The organism is Enterococcus sp. DIV0174 (assembly GCF_050529065.1).
In the GTDB taxonomy this organism is placed as follows: domain Bacteria; phylum Bacillota; class Bacilli; order Lactobacillales; family Enterococcaceae; genus Enterococcus_B; species Enterococcus_B thailandicus.
On record NZ_CP172881.1, the window covers coordinates 1,051,608 to 1,070,354 of the forward strand.

The following is an 18,747-nucleotide window of genomic DNA, read 5'->3' on the forward strand; positions in this document are numbered from 1 at the left end:
ATAAAATAAATCTCTTACTTACTCAATCTTCCTTCTAAAAATATGCGTACAGCTTCTTTATCATTTTCAGTTATAGGTTTCCCATCGAAGCTTTTTACATTATCTAAAAGTTTATTGAGATCCTCAGGTAGTTTTACTTTATCGCCTAGAGAAGGTGTATCTGTTCGTCCAAGTAGATAATCTACGGAAACATGAAAATAATCAGCAATATTACGCAATTTATCAGCAGAAGGTTCCTTAGTACGTAAAGTATATAGATAATTTTTACTATATCCTAAATCTAATGAAATATCTTTTAAATTTTTATCTTTTTTTTTAGAAAGTATTTGAATACGCTCGAATAGTGTCATGATTAACTCCTAGTATTTATTTTTAAGTATAAAAAAGTTGGATTTTTATTGACTATTATAAAATAGTGGGTTATATTTTATTCATGAAATATATTTCGTGAATGTTTATTATCTAGTTTACTTGCAAAATAAGAAAATACTATAGCTTTGGAAATAATGTGGTTATTTTGTAAGCTTATTTAGCCATGGTTAGACAGTACACTATAGTTGGATTTATGTCAATTACAGTGTAAGGATTTAAAGTTGATAAGAAATACTGACAATAGTATTACAACTAATTTATTATGATTAATTTATAATCAAAAAATGAAGGCAGGAGTAAATAATGGAGAATTTAATTGAACAACAAGTTGCATATAGAGAAATTACTGTTCCTATTAACGATAACTATGATGGAGGAACTATTGGTTTTTGGAGAGTAGGTAACCTAGTATCAGTTGGTTTTAGTTTTCAAGTAAAAAAAAGTTTGGGTTGGATAGACTTAGGTATTTATCCAAAAGGATTCTTGCCACAAAGACAGCCGTTTGCTGCTACTCGATTATCGTCTTCATCTAATCGTGGGATTGGTGCAGCAGTATATTCAACTGGTGGAAAAATGCAAATTATAGTTGATGCAAATTTACCTAATTCTCAAAGTCTTAAAGGGAATATGACTTATTACACAGCTGATCCTTTTCCCAGATGAGGCTCTGGGAGTACCAGAGCCTTTCTATAAAGAAAAACTAATAGAATTAAGAAACAAGATTGATAATGAACTTTTTACTATTGGTTTTGTAACGGATTCTCATTATGACTTTGGAACATGGAGAAAAAATGCTTATTTAAGCTTAAGAAACCTCAATAACATTTTATCTTTAAGTGATAAAATGCAGGTATTAATATGCGGAGGAGATAATGTAGATAGTGAGCAAATCAGTTATGAACAAAAAATTAGCAATATGCAATCTTATCTATCATTTTTTTATTCAGGTAAAAGCGCAGATAGATTTGCTATTCGAGGAAATCATGATCAAGGGGGATTAATTAGTTATAATCAAAACGGAAAAGTTTTTCCAATAGACATTATTTCAGATGATTTATTCAAAAAACAAATGAAGTCTGAAGAAAATTTATATGGAGAAGTTAGAGATGATAATAGTCTTTATGGATACAAAGATTACCATCAACAAAAAATTCGAGTTGTTTTTGTTGATTCATTAGACAATCCTGAAATTCTTAATAATGATGGTAGTCTAAAATATCTTGCACAATGGGATTATGGATACCAAGAAAAACAATTAAAATGGATTGCTAGTGTAGCTTTAGGCAAGTGTCCAGACAATTATCATGTAATTATGTTCAGTCACATCCCGTTGAGAATACGTCAAGAAGAATTAAGGAATCATCGAAATTTTGATCTATTGATAAATCTTATTAATTCATTTATAAATAGGAGAACGGTAACGTTACAGAGCAATATAAAAGATTTTGAAGTTCAAGAATTTACTACTGATTTTTCAATTAGAGAGGAAAGTAATTTTGTTGGTTTTATTTCGGGTCATGACCATACTGAATCAATTATTCAGAATGAATATTTTAAGACAATTGTTTGTGATAATGCTTGGCCAGAAGATGACTCTTATTTGAATTCATATAAAGAAGATTCGTTTACGATTTTACAAATTGATATAGTAAATAGAAAATTAATATTAAATGGATTTGGACGGTCAACTATTCGAAGTATAGATTATTAATGATAAATGAGAATAAGTTACGTGTTATGGAATAAATATGGAACGTATCTTGATTCCCTTCAATTTTATTTACCAATTAACCAAAACATTACCCATTTATTGGGTAATGTTTTTTTGTTATAATGAGGTGAATATGGTAAGAGATTTTCTAGAAATTTTTGTATCTTTTGGATTGATAAAAAAATAAAAGGATGTGGCGATAATGAAAAAGATAATTGGGTTAAGTGTGATTGGCATGACTTTGTTTCTTGCTTCTTGCGGGAAAAATGAGCAAGTAACTTCAAGTAAAACGTCACAATCGACGGTTCAAACGAGTGAAACAACAACAACAACGACTGTCTCAGAAACGGCAACAAGTGATTCAAACACGGAAACAGTTGTTAAAGAAACGAATTCAACTGTAACGACAACACCAGCGAGTTCAACAGGTCAAAGTACAAATACATCAGCAACAAACTCAACGAGTGAAATGCCTTCCTTTACACCAGAACAAAAACAAGCACTAGATGCTATTTACGAAAAATATCCAAAGTATAAGGATTCAGATATTGCTTTTATCTTTTGGCAAATGATTGATGGCGATTATCTTTTTAAAGCTTACAGTCTTTCTGCAAGTGAACGTGGAGGTTCTGGTACATTGACCTTTTTCCGAGTTTCACCGATAGGAGAAGTGCAAGAAACTGATCCTAGTGGAAACCCATATTAAGCAAATGATTGAAAAAATTAAAAACGGCAAGTCCTCAAATGATGAGACTTGCCGTTTTTTTATGCACGAAGCTTAAAATTCTTCGTTTGTCTTGGGGAAGACGTGTTTATTTGCCTGAAAGCCACCCATATAACCAATCAAAGGGTGCGAAGAAAATATTTTCCATCTAATCCCTCCTTTTGTATAAAAAAAGAATAACATGTATTCTATTTACACCCCGATGAATTTTATTACGTTTTTGTATCCAACATGTAAAAATCGTTGGAGTTGAATTCAAAAATGTAGTTATTATTCTTGCTGTGTTATAATAAATCAGTTGAATCAAAAAGAAATGGAGAGCAGAAATGGAAGGGCTATTACCGTTATGGAAAGAACGTGGGATGACAAGTCATGACTGCGTATTTAAATTAAGAAAAATATTACATACCAAAAAAATCGGTCATGGTGGAACACTAGATCCAGATGTAGATGGTGTGTTACCAATTTGTATTGGCAAAGCAACAAAAGTTATTGAATATTTAACTGACTCTGGGAAAACATACCAAGGTGAAATTACGCTTGGTTTCAGTACAACAACGGAAGATAAATCTGGCGAAGTGGTTGAAAAACAAGCGGTGACAGAACGAATCTCAGAAAAAAAGATCGATCAAATCATGGACTCTTTTCTGGGAGAAATCACGCAAATTCCGCCAATGTATTCAGCGGTGAAAGTCAATGGCAAACGTCTTTATGAATATGCTCGCAACAATGAAACAGTTGAGCGTCCAAGTAGAAAAGCCCAAATTTATCGTTTTGAACGCACTAGTGAATTAAACTGGAATCAAGAAAAAGGTTTGTTATCTTGGCGTTTTGAAGTTGATTGCGGAAAAGGAACTTATGTGCGAACACTTGCTGTTGATACGGGAAAAAAACTAGGATTTCCTGCTCACATGTCTGACTTGACAAGAACAGCAAGCGCAGGAATGAATCAAAAACAAGCAATCACTTTGGCGCAAGTAGCTGAGTATATGGAAAACGGGACTATTTCTGAGTATTTATTACCAATCGAAGCAGGCGTTGAGAAGTTTCCACGAGTAGATATCAGTGAAGCTGTTTGGCAAAAAGTCAAGAATGGCATGCGTTTAGATTACAACGTGTTTGGGTTGCCAACGATGCCAGATCAAGAAATTGCTTTGTTTTATCAAAATCAAGTTGTTAGCATCTACCAGCCTAATCCAAAGGAAAAAGATAAATTAAAACCAAGTAAAGTGTTAAGAAATGAGGTATAACTGATGGAAATTATCAAAATTCGTCACCCTTATCAAAAAAATCAAATTCCAGCAGAGGAAGTAGTACTTGTCTTAGGATTTTTTGACGGGGTACATTTAGGCCATCAAAAAGTAATCGAAACAGGCAAGAAAATCGCTGACCAAGAAGGATTGAAATTAGCTTTGATGACGTTCAACCAACATCCTTCAATCGTGTTTAAAAAGATTGATCCAGCAAGTGTTAAATATTTAACTACGCTTGAACAAAAAGAAGAAAAAATGGCTGCACTTGGTGTAGATTTCTTATACGAAATTGATTTTACTTCTGCATTTGCACACTTGGCACCTCAAGATTTTGTCGATCAATACATTGTTGGTTTACACGCTAAATATGCTGTTTCAGGGTTTGACTATACCTATGGACCAAAAGATGTTGCAGATGTAGAACACCTTCCAGAATATGCAAACAATCGTTTTGAAGTTGTAACTGTTCAAAAAGAAGTCGAAGATGGCGAGAAAATCAGCTCCACACGTATTCGTCAGTTATTGGATGCAGGAAATGTGACAGAAGTAACCAAGCTTTTGGGGAGTGTATACGAGATTGAAGGTGTCGTGGTTCATGGTGACGCTCGGGGGCGCTTGTTAGGGTTCCCTACAGCAAATGTCAAAGTCAAAGGAACTGTTCATTTACCTAGAGAAGGTGTCTATGTCTCTGAAATCAAAGTTGGTGACAACTGGTATCCAGCAATGGGATCCATTGGCCATAATGATACGTTTGGCGAAGGCCGAGAGCTAACTGTTGAATTATTTATTTTAGATTTTAATCAAGATATATATGGTGAACATGTGGTTGTTCGTTGGAATGAATTTTTACGCGATCAAGTGAAGTTTACGGATGTTGATGGGTTAATTGCACAACTAAAAAAAGATGAGGCTGATACAGCGGCCTACTTTAAAAAATAAAGAGAAGTTAAGAGGGCTGTAACATTATTTAATAAGTTACTTCTAGAACACCTCTATTCATAAATAGGGGGTGTGGCAAAAAATTATGTCACACTCTCTTATTTTTTTAGAAGATTTCGTTAACTGCAATAGTAAAAACGATTGGAGTCCTTCCCTTTGCTTCTTTTTCAAAATCCTAGTATAATAAGCATGTTTTTTTAAATTGGAATGAAGAGAGAACGGAGATAAGTAATGACGAACAATTTTTGGGCAGAATTACCAAAGCCCTTTTTTATTTTAGCACCAATGGAAGATGTGACAGATGTTGTTTTTCGCCATGTTGTTCAAGCCGCAGGCGCACCGGATGTCTTCTTTACAGAATTTACTAATTCGGATAGTTATTGTCATCCAGATGGTAGACAAAGTGTTCGAGGTCGTTTGACTTTTACTGAAGATGAGCAGCCAATGGTCGCCCATATTTGGGGAGACAAACCAGAATTTTTCCGTGAGATGAGCCTTGGCTTGGCAGAAATGGGCTTTAAAGGAATTGATTTGAATATGGGATGTCCAGTTCCTAATGTTGCTGGTCATGGTAAAGGGAGTGGATTGATTTTACGTCCCGAAGTTGCGGCAGAATTGATTGAAGCTGCAAAAGCTGGTGGGCTACCGGTCAGTGTGAAAACAAGACTTGGGTATAAAGACATAGCAGAAATGGAAAATTGGTTATCACATGTTTTAGCACAAGATATTGCTAATCTGTCAATTCACTTAAGAACTCGCGAAGAAATGAGTAAAGTGGATGCACACTGGGATTTGATTCCTCAAGTGTTAGCCATTCGAGACCGAGTAGCACCCCAAACACTAATTACTATTAATGGAGATATTCCTGATCGCCAAACTGGGCTTCAATTAGCTGAAAAGTATGGTGTGGATGGAGTGATGATTGGTCGAGGAATCTTCAAAAATCCGTATGCTTTTGAAAAGGAACCTAGAGCACACTCTTCAAAAGAACTGCTCGATTTGTTGCATTTACAATTAGATTTGCAAGATCAATATGCTGAGCTGGTTCCACGTTCGATAGTCGGATTGCATCGTTTCTTCAAAATTTATGTTAAAGGATTTCCAGGTGCTGGTGATTTGCGAGCGCGGTTGATGAATACGAAGACGACGGATGAGGTGCGGGAAATACTTGAACGTTTTGAATAAGGTTGTGGCGCCAAGCGTTCAGCTTCGAAAAAGTAAAGAACAACTGAGAAAAATAGCCTTATTTTTGTACAGTTGAGAGTTATTTCGAGAAGTTGCTTGGTGAACACCGAGAATAAGGTTGTGGCACAAAACGCTTAGCTCCGATAAGATAGCGACCAAACACTCAAAATAGCTTTTAATGTTTTGAAGTGGATGCAAGCTATCTCGAGGAGTTGGTTTGGGAACACCGAGAAAAAGGTTGTGGTTCCAAGCGTTTAGCTTCGAAAAAGTAAAGAACAACTGAGAAAAATCGTTTTTCTTATTTTTGAACAGGCGCAAAATATTTTGGAAGTCGCATAGTTGAAAATCATTTGTTAGCTAAAAAGTATGGCATTGACTTGTCATACTTTTTTTATGTTTACATATAAATAAAATTTATCGTGACCCGTGGTTTTGACTATAGCTAAAAGTGGCGACTATACTTTCGCATGTAGTAAAACTTAGGAGGAATTTTTTATGCTTACAGGATTAAATTTATTGAACAATCCATTTTTAAACAAAGGAACAGCATTCACGAAAGAGGAACGCGCTAAATACGGGCTTACAGGTATGCTTCCTAGTACCGTTCAAACATTAGAACAACAATCAGTTCAAGCTTATGGTCAATACTTAAGTAAACCATCTGACTTAGAAAAACGAATTTTCTTAATGAACTTATTTAATACAAGTCGTACACTTTTCTACAAATTAATGGGTGAACATCTAGTTGAGTTTATGCCAGTTGTTTATGATCCAGTAGTCGCTGACTCAATTGAACAATATAATGAAATTTTCTTGAAACCGCAAGATGCAGCTTTCCTTTCAATTGATGATCCAGAAAGTATTAAAGCAAGTCTGAAAAATGCTGCAGATGGCCGAGATATTCGCTTAATCGTTGTGACTGATGCAGAAGGAATTTTAGGAATGGGTGACTGGGGAGTTAATGGTGTAGATATTGCGATTGGAAAATTAATGGTTTATACTGCAGCAGCTGGAATCAATCCTGCACAAGTATTACCGGTATCTCTTGATGCTGGAACAAACAACCAAGAATTACTAAATGACCCATTATATCTAGGCAATCGCCATAAACGTGTTGAAGGCGAAACTTATTATCAATTTGTTGATCAATTTGTAAGTGCGGCAACTGAGTTGTTCCCCGAATTACTATTGCATTGGGAAGATTTTGGTCGTGGAAATGCAGCAACTATTTTAGAAAAGTATGAAGATCAAATTACAACATTCAACGATGATATTCAAGGAACAGGAATTGTTGTTTTAGCTGGTGTGTTAGGTGGCTTGAATATTTCTGGTGAAGCACTAAAAGACCAAACAATTTTAACTTTTGGTGCAGGGACTGCCGGTGTTGGAATTGCAAATATTCTTTTAGATGAAATGATTCGTCAAGGCGTTCCAGCAGAAGAAGCACGCAAACATTTTTACCAAGTAGATAAACAAGGTTTACTGTTTACAGATACAGAAGGACTAACTCCAGGACAAATTCCTTTTGCACGAAATCGTGATGAATTTGAAAATGCATCAGAATTGACAGATTTAACTGCAGTTGTGAAAGCAATCCATCCAACAATCATGATTGGTACATCAACACAACCAGGTGCTTTCACTGAAGAAATTGTTAAAGAAATGGCTGCTCATACAGCACGTCCAATTATTATGCCTTTGTCAAATCCAACTAAGCTTGCTGAAGCAAAAGCGCAAGATTTGATTACTTGGACAGATGGAAAAGCACTAGTTGGAACAGGGATTCCTGCTGCTGACGTTGACTATCAAGGTATAACTTACCAAATTGGTCAAGCAAACAACGCATTGATGTATCCGGGGCTTGGATTAGGTTTGATTGCTTCAACTGCAACGCGTGTGAATGCAGAAATCATTTCTCAAGCAAGTCGTGCCTTGGGAGGAATCGTTGATGTGACACAACCAGGAGCATCTATTTTACCTCCTGTTGCAAAAATTACTGAGTTTTCTCAAATCATTGCAGAAACTGTAGCCAAATCAGTGGTGGAGCAAAGGCTAAATCGTGAAGAAATTTCAGATATCAAAGCAGCTGTTGCAGACGCTAAATGGGTACCAGAGTACACAGAATTAACGGCTGAATAATTAGAAGTAGTTGTGTGCAAGACAATAAGAAAAGCGGACAGTTCATCCAAACGGTTCTACTTTTCTTATTGATTGCCAAAGGAGAAAGGATCTGTAAGTATGGTACAAAAAGCAACAGCTGTTTCAGCAGTTGAAGACGAAAAAAAGACGAGCATTTGGTCAACAAAAATTAGTGGTATCAGTTTGCCCTTGTATTTAATTATGGTTGCAGTATTGATCGTCGCAATGGCGTTGGGAAAATTACCGACGAACATGATTGGCCCAATTGCTGTATTAGTTATTTTAGGGAATTTATTTCATTTCATTGGTTCAAAACTTCCAATTGTAAAAAGTTATCTTGGTGGTGGCTCTGTTTTTGCTATTTTTGCTTCAGCAGCTATCGCGACTTTTGGTATTTTACCTGAATATGTCGTGCACGCGACTGAGAATTTTATCAATAATATGGGTTTTTTGGATTTTTATATTGCTGCATTGATTACTGGTAGTATTTTAGGAATGAATCGTAATCTATTGATGAAAGCTTCTGTCCGTTTTATTCCAGTGGCATTGATTTCAATGGTTGCTTCCTTTTTTGCAGTTGGTTTGGTAGGGATGTTGATCGGCAACGGCTTTGCTGATTCAGTATTGTATGTGTCACTTCCTGCAATGGCTGGTGGTGTTGGTGCAGGTGCGGTTCCGTTGTCTAGCATTTATGCAAATGTTTTAGGAACGGATGCCTCGTCGATTATTTCTCGTTTGATTCCTGCAACGGCAATGACCAATGTATTAGCCATTATCGGAGCAGCTTTAGTGGCACGCGCTGGACAATCAATGCCTAAAATTAATGGGAATGGAAAATTGATGGAAAAAGGCGATCTTGGTGATGGAAAACCTCGTACAGTGAAACCGAATATTTCTCAATTGGGTGTAGGATTGATGATTTCAATCACCTTTTTCATTCTTGGACAAATTTGTAATTACTTTGTTCCGAAAGTTCATGCGTATGCGTTTATGATTATTATCGTTGTCATTTGTAAAATTACGAATATCTTGCCTGAATATTATGAGGATGCAGCTATTATGTTCAATAACTTAATTGTGAAAAACTTGACTGCGGCTGTTCTTGCTGGTATCGGGATTGCGCTTTTGAATTTAAATGTATTAGCTTCCGCCTTAACTTGGCAGTTTGTTGTACTTTGTTTAACAAGTGTCATTGTTATTTCAATAGTATCTGGTTTTGTCGGTCGACTATTTGGTCTTTATCCAATTGAATCTTCAATTACTGCTGGGTTATGTAATAATTCAATGGGCGGTACCGGTAATGTTGCGGTACTTTCTGCTGCGAATCGAATGGAACTCATTGCGTTTGCTCAAATGGGAAATCGTTTAGGCGGAGCAATTGTCTTGATTATCTCAGGATTTTTGATGCAGTTGCTTTCATAGAAAAAGAAGTCAAGCATGTTTTTAGTGAACATGTTTGGCTTTTTATTTTTACGCAGATTGTTGGTGAAAATGCAGCGCGTATTGAAGGTAAATAAGTTGCTAAATGTTTGAAAAACCGTCAGACTAGAAGAAACGCAGCATCAGCTGATAAGAAAGAGGGGGAGATAACATGAAACCGAAGATTAGTCGAGAGGAAGTAGAGCGAATGCTTGTCACTGACGCTTATTTTGAGAAAAAACACTATCCATTGAAAATTTTTCAGACGATTGTTTCGCTTGTGGGATGGCTTTGTGTGATAGCACCTTTTATTTGGTTATTACTACCAGTTTTATCGCCAGAAAAAGCATGGAAGAACCATTTAGTTGTTTATAAAGATGAATTACAGACTTTAAAATTTCTATTTGTTTTCTTGAGCGTCACGTTTGTTGTGATTGCTATCTTTTACATTGGATTGACGATACGAAATAATTTTCATTTCAAAAATCTTTTGCAGAAAAAGGTTCAATATGACGAAGAACAATTGGAAAAACGTCGTCAGTTACTAAACGAAGCGTTTGATGTTCGATTTGGTCCTGAAGCAGTTCGCAAAGAAGTGTGTAGTTATTCCGTAAAGGAAGAGCAAAACTTAGATACAGATTTTGTACGCAACCTTTATAAGAAAGGCAATGTGGAGCTATGATGACTTTTTTTCAAACTGGTAATGATATACTAGATATTATTTTAATGATCATGTTTTTGGTTCTAGTTACGTATCCAATTATTGGTGGATTTTCTTGGTTTATCGGTGTTTTATGTTATACCTTTCTTTTTAAATATAAACAAACAGAGTGGGATGATATCCCGGTAGAGGTTGAGCCATTCATTACGATCATGGTTCCTGCTCATAATGAAGAAATCGTTATTGAAAATACAATAGAGTACTTGATGACTAAACTAAACTATAAACATTATGAAGTATTGGTAACAGATGATGGCTCTACTGATAGTACACCTGAAATTTTAGCTCGGTTACAAAAAAAATATTCCAGGCTACGAGTCATTCGAATTGAAAAGAACAAGGGGAAAGCACATGCTTTCAATATTGGTATGGGGTTTGCAAAAGGGAAATTGATTCTAAGTAATGATGCAGATACAGTTCCGGAGCCCGACTCTTTGAACATGTACGTCAACTATTTTATTCGCCAAGATTCGACAAATATTTCTGCAGTTACAGCCAATATGGATGTGCAAAATAGAACGAAACTAATTGCAAAGTCACAAACGGTCGAATTTTCTAGTATTGTCGGAATCATAAAACGTACACAAATTGGCGTTTTAGGCAGTATCTACGCTTATAGTGGTGCAAACACGATGTACCGAAAAGACGCATTAATCGATGTGGGATTATTTAGACAAGACCGAGCAACGGAAGATATCAGTATTGCGTGGGATCATCAAATGGATGGTTGGCTTTCACTTTTTGCTCCACGAATCATGTTTTTTATGGAGGTTCCAGAATCTTTGAGGATGCTTTATCGCCAAAGAAAACGCTGGGCTAAAGGTGGAACAGAAGTTTGGTTGACGAATTTCAAAAAAATAGTGTTGCACCCATTTAGAAATATTGGCCACACGGTCATGTTCATTGACCAAACGTTCAGTATCATTTGGTCGTTTTTCTTTTGGATCTCTAGTTTGATTTTTTTGTGGAGTTTAATCAAGTTTATTTTGGAAGGGAACACGGAAAGAATCTATCACATGATTACGTTGTCTTTTCTTTTTGTCTGCTTTGAAATGATCTCAGGAATTTTTCAATTAGGAGCATCGCTCATCTTGGATGACCAAGGAAGAAAAATCAAGTATTTATTTTTTGCACCATTATATATGTTACTTTATTGGATGATAAATGCCTTAACGATTGTGACAACTTTTATTCCAGCGATCAAAACAATTCTAGGCTTAGGTTCAGGCACGTGGAAAAGCCCAGATCGAAAAGGCCCACCAACTTCAAAAAAAGATTTAACAGATGAAATGAATGAATAGAAAAATGATTGTTCATGCTTACGAAAGTACGAATGAAGGATACGCAAAAAACAACACAGGTAATCCCTAGATAGGATTGCTTGTGTTGTTTTTTGTGAGAAGAATGTGTATAGGAAATAAATTATGTCAACTAAATATTGAATGGAAAATACTTGTGTGCAGTAATAGTTTTTTTAACAAGTAGATTCGTTGTTCAAGAAATAGTTGGAAATCAGTTCAAGATTACCTTACAGTCATTAATCAATCACTGTAACAGCTATCAATCGTTTTACTTGTTCTGAATCACCGGTTGGAATAGGGACAACGGTTGCTTGATCAAGAACGTTTTGTGTTAATGCGCGAATCGCTTCTGGATCATTTGCTTGCTCCGCAGACATTTGCCAGTGAGAAGGTGTTGGGTAACGTGTAACTGTTCCATCGTGATTACTTGCATAAACGACAAGACCTTGGTAGGAATATTTCCCAGAAAGAGTAACTGTTTCAGTTGGGTAAGTAAGACTTCCATTGTCATAAGGATCAATCGGCTGACCTGCTGGACTAAGGTGAACATGTAATTCGAAATCATCTGGTATAGTAGAACCCATGAAAGTCAACCAAACACGAGCGTACTCAATTTGCAAATCAGAATAACCAGCTAGTGGATCTACTTGAGTTACTTGGGAAGAGCTTGTGTCAGTTAGTGGCTGCTCACTAGTGCTAGGAACCGCTAGTTCACTTGTTTGCGACTCTACCTGAGAAGGAGAAGTGACTTGAGTAGAGGAACTACTTGTTGTTGAGGCACTGGAATTTTTGGTTGTGCTGATTGTTGTACTTGAAGAAGCGACAGAGCTTTTAGTTGTTATTGATAAATTAGGTTTGCTTGCGGCTTTTTTAGTATGGCTTTGTTTAGGACTGCAGCCAACTAAAAGCAAGGCGAGGGCAGCAGAAAGTAAAATAGGACTCATTTTTTTCATCAAATCATCTCCAAATTTATGTTATTAAAAGTATACCATAACAGATAGTATTTTGTGTCGAATGTCTGAATTTACTTAGGTTATGAATGGTGTTTTTGATAAATTATCTAGCATGGATATTGTCATTTTTCCTGTTTTAATGAAACAATTAGGAAAACAATAGAACTTTTACGAGCAAACTAAACAATAACTTTGTCATCTATTTATAGTTAAGCCGTCTTCATAAAACAACAGTAAATGTTGAAAGAAGGAGTTTATGTTTTGATCATAAGGTAAAAAAGAGACAAAGGATGAATGAAGATGTTGTTGATTGATAGTAGATTTTGATATAAGTGGAGTTAATCAAAAGGAGTAAATAAGTGAACAAAAAATTAATTAGTTACTTAGTGTAGAGAGATGTAGAGACAGGAGAGAGGTTGATTTTTATTAGTAGATTTATAATTGGAAAGATTGGCTTGGTATGTTTTGTTGGGGAATCCATTCATTATATAAGGTGAAAAAATCGTTCGTTCAAATGTAGACAAGGAAGTGTCAGACTCCGACATGTCTAAGATTGAGTCAGCAATGAAACGTTAGAAAGAATTTATTTTTCTTGGTTTCCTATTTTAAGCCATCAATTTGATTCTAGTATATTGCTTAAACTAATACATAATAAAGAGAATTCAATGAATGAAACAACTAATTCCGCAGAACATAAAACTTCTGTGTATATTCATATTCCATTTTGTGAGCATATTTGTTATTACTGTGATTTTAAGATATCTGATGTTTTTTTATAAGCTATAAAATAAGTGACGATTATGAGTATAAAAGTACTTTTTATGATGTATCTAATCAATAACTGTGTTATTGATTTATAGTTTTATTGTCATAATAGACAAATATTAACTTTGGAGGATACATAATGAAAAAGAAATATCTAGGTTTGAAAGTGTGGGTTCGTGTAATAGCAGTAACTTTTGTTTTGTCCATTGTAGCAACAAGTGGCAGTATGATTGTATCAGCAAATGAGTTATTTCCAGATGAAACTCAGAATAGTGAAAGCTACTTTAATGATGAAGACTTGGCAATTTATTACTCGAAAGAAGAAAAAAATTCCGAACTAGCTCTTGAAAAAATCAAGGAAAAGTATGGAGACGTGCCACCTAAATTTAACGAAGATGGAGAAATATTATTAACGCCTGAAGATGAATTAAGAATGGAACAAGCAATCAGTCAGTATTTAGCAATGACTGGATTCAATCCAAGAATGCGAGGCGTAGGGAAAAACTGGTGGAATTCAACTGGTTTTGTTGCTGGTGTTATTGATGTAGGATTAATAGCAATTGGATTATGGACGGCTGCAAGCAATTTTGGAGCGGTAAGAACGTTATTAAGAAATAATCGCAAAAATATTACTAGAATGGTTGAAAAACAGATTCTTTCAAAAGTAGGAATTGGCGTAGGGGGATTCTTAAATAGTATGATTGACATAGCATTAGTTATTTCTGGTGCTTCGGTTGGGGGGATTTTAGCAGAAGGTTTGGATCGTGCTGATGGAAAGAACGACAATTATATTTTAGCATAATAGGAGCATACTTGGATGCGTAAAAAGACAAAAGAAAAAATCAATCGTTTGATTAATATAGGCATATTTTGCTCGATTATCATGGCTATTTTCTCAGTCATCTTACTTCTTCAAAAAAGATATTTTTGGGCATTTTTGAGTATGATTGGAATGATTGTCGGTATTGCTTCTTTTTGGAATTTAAAAAAAGAAATGAAGTTGATTAAAGAAGGTGATTCTTATGATAATAATTGAAGGCTACGTTAAGCAGAGACAGATAAAAACATCGGAGAAATTACATGACTGAGAAAGAACAAGTACAAAAAATCGTAAAAAAATACAATAAGAGTATTGCTGATTTATCAGAAAATGCCTCCGTAAAAGAATTTAAAACGGTAATGAAATATGTAGCAGATGAGGCAAATCGTAAGCAACGAAAATTAGTGGGGTTGGATAAATAAAAAACTGATTGATATGTTCCAATTATGAAAACATATAAAAACACGAACAACTTTATAGACTATTTTCTGTAAAGTTGTTCGTGTCTTTTAAGTAGTTGCACCCATTATGTTTTTTCTAATGAATAAATAAGCAGACTACCAACTAAACTATTAACAAAATATACCAGTAAAGCAGAGATATTAAGAAAAAAATTTGATACTAAAAAAGTAGCGATAATCAAAAAAGTAAAAATGAGTAATTTTTTTAAAGTAAGACCGTATTTTATACAAGTGTACAAAAATAAGCAACTACCAATAAAAACAAGTGTAATCCAGATAGATTTTGGAGGATCAGATAGGGTGACAAAACCTATATTAGATCCTAGGATTAAGATAATACTTATGACCAACAAATTTCTATTCTTCAATAAAATCCCTCAATCTATTTTAAAATGTACCGCTGACGATATTTGGAAAAATTCCGTTCATTTCGACTCCTAAATAGACACCTTGTCCATTCGAAGCTGCTTGGATAACTTGATAGGTAAACCCAGCCAAACTTGGAAAGCCTAAAATCCCTACTGCTCCCGCAATAGCAGTTCCAACTGGACCGAGAGAAATGGTTCCTAACCCGACTATTGCTGCATAAATAGCGGATGGACCGATAAGTGCTGCTGAGTAAAGAGCAGAAACTACATCAGCATGAGTGAAATATACTTTGCTCCCTTTAACATACATTCTGGATTGAATATTGGAAGTTTCGTTATCCCAAGAGATTGCTGGAGCTTTTAACATGGAATCAATTGTAACGATATCATCATCAGTAAAACCATATTCTGTTTTTAATGTATCATAATCAATTGATAAAGCAAGCTGATTATGATTGAAATAGAAGTATGGATATATATGAGTTAATTTGTTCATAAAAAGTTGTTGTTGTGAATTAAGATCTAAGGTAAAAGAATCTATGTTTGAAAGCTGAATACCATTAGAATCTACGACAGCTAAATCATCTGCATTTACAACTAGACTAGCACTACTTAGAAGTGAAAAACCTAACATTGATGTTGCGGCTAAACCAATAAATCCTTTTCTCATCATTTTATTTATCCTCTTTTCTTATATAAATTTATTTAACTCCAGTTGTTTGCCAAGCGCCGTCGAGTAATAATTCAGGATATGTTTCCATAAAATAACCTCCTTCATATAATGGTTGTTTGCAAAGTAATTATATAAGTAAATTTCTCATCAGATTATTTTGCATAGTAATTCGTCAAAAAAGTATTTTTAAATAGAGTAAAATGATTTAAAATTTTACAAAAAGGGAGGGGTTTGTATGGAGCACAATGAACTATTGAAACTTTTACGAAAAGAAAGGAATTTTACCCAAGAAAAGCTGGCTGAAGGGATTTCACATAGAAATACATTGTCTTCTTTTGAAAATGGGGGAATTAAAATAAGTTTTACTATTTTATTGAAATATATTAAAAGACTAAATATTAGCTTAGAAGAATATGAATTCATATTGAATGAAAAAGAATTAGAAGGTAAAAAGAAAGTATCTGTTGAATTATCGAAAAAGTACCTTAATCCTTTTGATATAAATTTTGCAAATGAAATTCTGGATATGTATATTGATACCAAAGATTTCTATTATTACAGTTTATATGCTCAATATTATTTAGTTAGAGAGTATAAAGGTGACGCACTAGATAAAAATGAACAACGCAAAATTGCAAAAAAAATCATTAACTATTTAGATAAGATACAAACATGGGGAAGATTCGAACTTGTTATATTTTCAAATTGTTTATTTTTATTTGAAGATAAGTACATAAGGTTTAATTTTGTCGAAAGTATACAGTATATGAAGATTTATTTAGACAGTTCAAATTACTCAAGAGATTTACAAAATTTTATTATCAATGGCCTGTCTTTATCTTATACGAGAAAAAATGAGGCAAATATCCAATTATTTTTAAGTGAACTCGATAAAATTATTTCTAATAGCGATGATATGCAAGCTAAAATGGTAAAAAACATTTTTAGTCTATTGTTAAATCATGATCAGGGGATTGACAATGAAAATGAAAAAAGAAGAATCGTAAATACATTAGAATTGCTTGATGAAATGGAATGGGTCGATTATATTGAAAAAGTTTATACATAAACGTATGTGAAAAATATTCTAAGTCCACTATCCAACAATGAATGGTTAGAATAATGTATACCACGAAGATAACATATTATGAAAAAATAAAATACAAGTATTGAATAAAAAACAAACATCTGAAATAATACATTTTTGTTTAAGAATAAATAACTGTGTCAAAGATATCTTAAGAGAAAAATACCCTGATTTTAATAAACATGTTACTACACATACCTTTCGCTACACGCATATTTCTCTTTTGGCTGAAGCTGGCGTCCCAATCAAAGCCATCATGGATCGAGTGGGTCATTCCAATATGAAAACAACACTGGAAATTTACAATCAAGTGTCTAGTACAACGAAAGAAAAAGTGATCCAAGAAGTCGATTCTTGGATTTTTTAGTGGATTTGTTTCCCAATTACAGTTAGTATGCTTTTATAAGAGTGGTCGAAAAGAAGGTCGAAAAATGGTACGACTTTTCGATGTAAGGAGAATTTAATTGAATGAATGAAACAACTAATTCCGCAGAACATAAAACTTCTGCGTATATCCATATCCCGTTTTGCGAACATATCTGCTATTACTGTGATTTTAATAAAGTTTTTTTAGAGGGCCAACCAGTTGATGAGTATGTTGAAATGTTACTAAAAGAGATGAAGTTGATGATGGAGAAACATCCTATAGAAGATTTAGAAACATTATATGTTGGTGGGGGAACACCAACTTCATTATCCGCACAACAACTAGATCGTTTGCTAGCAGGCGCTCGTGATATTTTACCTTTTCGAACTGGAAAGGAATTTACTGTTGAAGCGAATCCAGGTGATTTAACGCGAGAAAAACTACAAGTCATGAAAAACTATGGTGTGAACCGTTTATCTATGGGCGTTCAAACGTTTGATAATCGTTTGTTAAAGAAAATTGGCAGAAAGCATACTGCTGAAGATGTATACCAAACAATGTCATTTTTAGAAGCAGAAAACTTTTCCAATGTAAGCATTGATTTGATTTATGCTTTGCCTGGACAAACACTTGAAAATTATCGTGATACACTGGAAAAAGCATTAGCGCTAGATTTACCGCACTATTCTTTATACTCGTTGATTTTGGAAAATAAAACAATGTTCATGAACTGGGTAAGACAAGGTCGATTAGAGTTACCCGATCAAGAAACAGAAACGCAAATGTTCGAGGAAACGATTGAAGCAATGGAACAACATGGCCGTCATCAATATGAAATTAGTAATTTTGGATTGACCGGTCATGAATCACAACATAATCTAATGTACTGGAATAATGACCATTATTTTGGCTTTGGTGCAGGGGCAAGTGGGTATCTTGATCAAACACGTTATCGAAACAAGGGGCCAATCCAGCATTATTTGCGTCCCTTGCGTGAAGGAAATTTACCGATTTTAGAAAAAGAAACGTTATCACGAAACAACCAGATTGAAGAGGAGCTGTTTTTGGGGTTGCGTAAAAAATCCGGAATCAACAAACAACATTTTTATGATCGTTATCAACAAACGATAGAGTCACTCTACCAGTCAACGTTAGATACGTTAGTGAAAGACGACTTGTTGGTGAACACTGAAGAAAGAGTTTATTTAACCCCTAAAGGTACATTTTTAGGGAACGAAGTTTTTGAAAAATTTTTGTTACCAAAAACAGAAATCAATGAATAAAAAATGTTTAAATTTAGTTAAATAAAAAGATAATCACAAATAATTGCGTAGCGAGAAGTCAAACAAACATTGATTTCCCGCTTTTTTTTGAATAAAACTCATCGTTAGCACTCGGGGCGGAAGAGTGCTAAAAAGTGATGTGTTTTTCTTGACAGAAAGAAGACGACTTGTTATATTAGTAAGTGGGTTAGCACTTAGAAGATAGG

18 protein-coding genes and 1 pseudogene are annotated in these 18,747 nt (G+C 34.5%); 16 read left to right on the plus strand and 3 right to left on the minus strand.

The genetic code is table 11. The annotated features are described in order from the left end of the window. Positions 1 to 14: 14 nt before the first annotated feature. Positions 15 to 350, minus strand: coding sequence for a helix-turn-helix domain-containing protein (locus IGJ93_RS05180; protein WP_071868512.1), 336 nt, complete (start codon positions 348 to 350; stop codon positions 15 to 17). Positions 351 to 675: 325 nt separating this feature from the next. On the opposite strand from IGJ93_RS05180, the gene IGJ93_RS05185 reads away from it, so the two are divergent. From IGJ93_RS05185 to IGJ93_RS05230, 10 genes are all read left to right on the plus strand, one after another. Continuing rightward, the gene (locus IGJ93_RS05185) at positions 676 to 1,035 is read left to right on the plus strand and encodes a hypothetical protein (RefSeq protein WP_270492483.1); all 360 of its coding nucleotides are present in this window, start codon (positions 676 to 678) and stop codon (positions 1,033 to 1,035) included. A gap of 79 nt (positions 1,036 to 1,114) precedes the next feature. Beyond that, the gene (locus IGJ93_RS05190; RefSeq protein WP_430597046.1) at positions 1,115 to 2,083 is read left to right on the plus strand and encodes a metallophosphoesterase; all 969 of its coding nucleotides are present in this window, start codon (positions 1,115 to 1,117) and stop codon (positions 2,081 to 2,083) included. 202 nt (positions 2,084 to 2,285) lie between these two features. After that, positions 2,286 to 2,789, plus strand: a complete 504-nt coding sequence (locus tag IGJ93_RS05195; protein WP_071868509.1) for a hypothetical protein — start codon at positions 2,286 to 2,288, stop codon at positions 2,787 to 2,789. Positions 2,790 to 3,133: 344 nt separating this feature from the next. Next, positions 3,134 to 4,057 (plus strand): tRNA pseudouridine(55) synthase TruB, encoded by a 924-nt coding sequence (gene truB, locus IGJ93_RS05200; RefSeq protein WP_218658177.1) that lies wholly within the window; start codon positions 3,134 to 3,136, stop codon positions 4,055 to 4,057. A 3-nt stretch (positions 4,058 to 4,060) separates the two neighbouring features. Continuing rightward, a complete protein-coding gene (ribF, locus tag IGJ93_RS05205; protein WP_071868507.1) occupies positions 4,061 to 4,999 on the plus strand; it encodes a riboflavin biosynthesis protein RibF in 939 nt (312 codons plus the stop codon). Between the two features lie 231 nt (positions 5,000 to 5,230). Further along, positions 5,231 to 6,184 carry a tRNA dihydrouridine synthase gene (locus tag IGJ93_RS05210; protein WP_067484236.1) on the plus strand — a complete coding sequence of 318 codons (954 nt, stop codon included), beginning with the start codon at positions 5,231 to 5,233 and terminating at the stop codon, positions 6,182 to 6,184. A gap of 495 nt (positions 6,185 to 6,679) precedes the next feature. Continuing rightward, positions 6,680 to 8,323 (plus strand): malolactic enzyme, encoded by a 1,644-nt coding sequence (locus tag IGJ93_RS05215; protein ID WP_422718645.1) that lies wholly within the window; start codon positions 6,680 to 6,682, stop codon positions 8,321 to 8,323. A gap of 99 nt (positions 8,324 to 8,422) precedes the next feature. After that, positions 8,423 to 9,745 (plus strand): 2-hydroxycarboxylate transporter family protein, encoded by a 1,323-nt coding sequence (locus IGJ93_RS05220; protein WP_071868505.1) that lies wholly within the window; start codon positions 8,423 to 8,425, stop codon positions 9,743 to 9,745. A gap of 169 nt (positions 9,746 to 9,914) precedes the next feature. Then, positions 9,915 to 10,424 (plus strand): cell division protein, encoded by a 510-nt coding sequence (locus IGJ93_RS05225; RefSeq protein WP_179189261.1) that lies wholly within the window; start codon positions 9,915 to 9,917, stop codon positions 10,422 to 10,424. Next, on the plus strand, positions 10,421 to 11,764 hold the full coding sequence (locus IGJ93_RS05230; protein WP_086271030.1) for a glycosyltransferase family 2 protein: 1,344 nt from the start codon (positions 10,421 to 10,423) through the stop codon (positions 11,762 to 11,764). The genes IGJ93_RS05225 and IGJ93_RS05230 overlap by 4 nt, the downstream gene beginning before the upstream one ends. A gap of 236 nt (positions 11,765 to 12,000) precedes the next feature. On the opposite strand, the gene IGJ93_RS05235 is transcribed toward IGJ93_RS05230, so the two are convergent. After that, positions 12,001 to 12,717 carry a hypothetical protein gene (locus IGJ93_RS05235; RefSeq protein WP_067484243.1) on the minus strand — a complete coding sequence of 239 codons (717 nt, stop codon included), beginning with the start codon at positions 12,715 to 12,717 and terminating at the stop codon, positions 12,001 to 12,003. A gap of 904 nt (positions 12,718 to 13,621) precedes the next feature. On the opposite strand from IGJ93_RS05235, the gene IGJ93_RS05240 reads away from it, so the two are divergent. From IGJ93_RS05240 to IGJ93_RS05250, 3 genes are read left to right on the plus strand one after another with little or no spacing between them, the layout of a single operon-like run. Beyond that, positions 13,622 to 14,284: a hypothetical protein gene (locus IGJ93_RS05240; RefSeq protein ID WP_067484246.1), complete on the plus strand. Its 663-nt coding sequence runs from the start codon at positions 13,622 to 13,624 to the stop codon at positions 14,282 to 14,284. Between the two features lie 15 nt (positions 14,285 to 14,299). After that, positions 14,300 to 14,518, plus strand: coding sequence for a hypothetical protein (locus IGJ93_RS05245; RefSeq protein ID WP_067484249.1), 219 nt, complete (start codon positions 14,300 to 14,302; stop codon positions 14,516 to 14,518). A gap of 44 nt (positions 14,519 to 14,562) precedes the next feature. Next, a complete protein-coding gene (locus IGJ93_RS05250) occupies positions 14,563 to 14,724 on the plus strand; it encodes a hypothetical protein (RefSeq protein WP_169819314.1) in 162 nt (53 codons plus the stop codon). Between the two features lie 426 nt (positions 14,725 to 15,150). On the opposite strand, the gene IGJ93_RS05255 is transcribed toward IGJ93_RS05250, so the two are convergent. Beyond that, positions 15,151 to 15,804 carry a hypothetical protein gene (locus IGJ93_RS05255; RefSeq protein WP_067484252.1) on the minus strand — a complete coding sequence of 218 codons (654 nt, stop codon included), beginning with the start codon at positions 15,802 to 15,804 and terminating at the stop codon, positions 15,151 to 15,153. Positions 15,805 to 16,039: 235 nt separating this feature from the next. Between IGJ93_RS05255 and IGJ93_RS05260 the strand changes: the two genes are divergently transcribed. From IGJ93_RS05260 to hemW, 3 genes and pseudogenes are all read left to right on the plus strand, one after another. Next, positions 16,040 to 16,873, plus strand: coding sequence for a helix-turn-helix domain-containing protein (locus IGJ93_RS05260; RefSeq protein WP_067484255.1), 834 nt, complete (start codon positions 16,040 to 16,042; stop codon positions 16,871 to 16,873). A gap of 154 nt (positions 16,874 to 17,027) precedes the next feature. After that, positions 17,028 to 17,258, plus strand: a pseudogene (locus tag IGJ93_RS05265) (tyrosine-type recombinase/integrase); the annotation flags it as partial. Positions 17,259 to 17,359: 101 nt separating this feature from the next. Continuing rightward, positions 17,360 to 18,541 carry a radical SAM family heme chaperone HemW gene (gene hemW, locus IGJ93_RS05270; RefSeq protein ID WP_075491004.1) on the plus strand — a complete coding sequence of 394 codons (1,182 nt, stop codon included), beginning with the start codon at positions 17,360 to 17,362 and terminating at the stop codon, positions 18,539 to 18,541. The last annotated feature ends 206 nt before the right edge of the window (positions 18,542 to 18,747 follow it).

Coding starts and splice junctions, on each gene's coding strand:
- IGJ93_RS05180 (WP_071868512.1), bottom strand. CDS start 350: ATGACACTATTCGAGCGTATTCAAATACTTTCTAAAAAAAAAGATAAA.
- IGJ93_RS05185 (WP_270492483.1), top strand. CDS start 676: ATGGAGAATTTAATTGAACAACAAGTTGCATATAGAGAAATTACTGTT.
- IGJ93_RS05195 (WP_071868509.1), top strand. CDS start 2,286: ATGAAAAAGATAATTGGGTTAAGTGTGATTGGCATGACTTTGTTTCTT.
- truB (WP_218658177.1), top strand. CDS start 3,134: ATGGAAGGGCTATTACCGTTATGGAAAGAACGTGGGATGACAAGTCAT.
- ribF (WP_071868507.1), top strand. CDS start 4,061: ATGGAAATTATCAAAATTCGTCACCCTTATCAAAAAAATCAAATTCCA.
- IGJ93_RS05210 (WP_067484236.1), top strand. CDS start 5,231: ATGACGAACAATTTTTGGGCAGAATTACCAAAGCCCTTTTTTATTTTA.
- IGJ93_RS05215 (WP_422718645.1), top strand. CDS start 6,680: ATGCTTACAGGATTAAATTTATTGAACAATCCATTTTTAAACAAAGGA.
- IGJ93_RS05220 (WP_071868505.1), top strand. CDS start 8,423: ATGGTACAAAAAGCAACAGCTGTTTCAGCAGTTGAAGACGAAAAAAAG.
- IGJ93_RS05225 (WP_179189261.1), top strand. CDS start 9,915: ATGAAACCGAAGATTAGTCGAGAGGAAGTAGAGCGAATGCTTGTCACT.
- IGJ93_RS05230 (WP_086271030.1), top strand. CDS start 10,421: ATGATGACTTTTTTTCAAACTGGTAATGATATACTAGATATTATTTTA.
- IGJ93_RS05235 (WP_067484243.1), bottom strand. CDS start 12,717: ATGAAAAAAATGAGTCCTATTTTACTTTCTGCTGCCCTCGCCTTGCTT.
- IGJ93_RS05240 (WP_067484246.1), top strand. CDS start 13,622: ATGAAAAAGAAATATCTAGGTTTGAAAGTGTGGGTTCGTGTAATAGCA.
- IGJ93_RS05245 (WP_067484249.1), top strand. CDS start 14,300: ATGCGTAAAAAGACAAAAGAAAAAATCAATCGTTTGATTAATATAGGC.
- IGJ93_RS05250 (WP_169819314.1), top strand. CDS start 14,563: ATGACTGAGAAAGAACAAGTACAAAAAATCGTAAAAAAATACAATAAG.
- IGJ93_RS05255 (WP_067484252.1), bottom strand. CDS start 15,804: ATGATGAGAAAAGGATTTATTGGTTTAGCCGCAACATCAATGTTAGGT.
- IGJ93_RS05260 (WP_067484255.1), top strand. CDS start 16,040: ATGGAGCACAATGAACTATTGAAACTTTTACGAAAAGAAAGGAATTTT.
- hemW (WP_075491004.1), top strand. CDS start 17,360: ATGAATGAAACAACTAATTCCGCAGAACATAAAACTTCTGCGTATATC.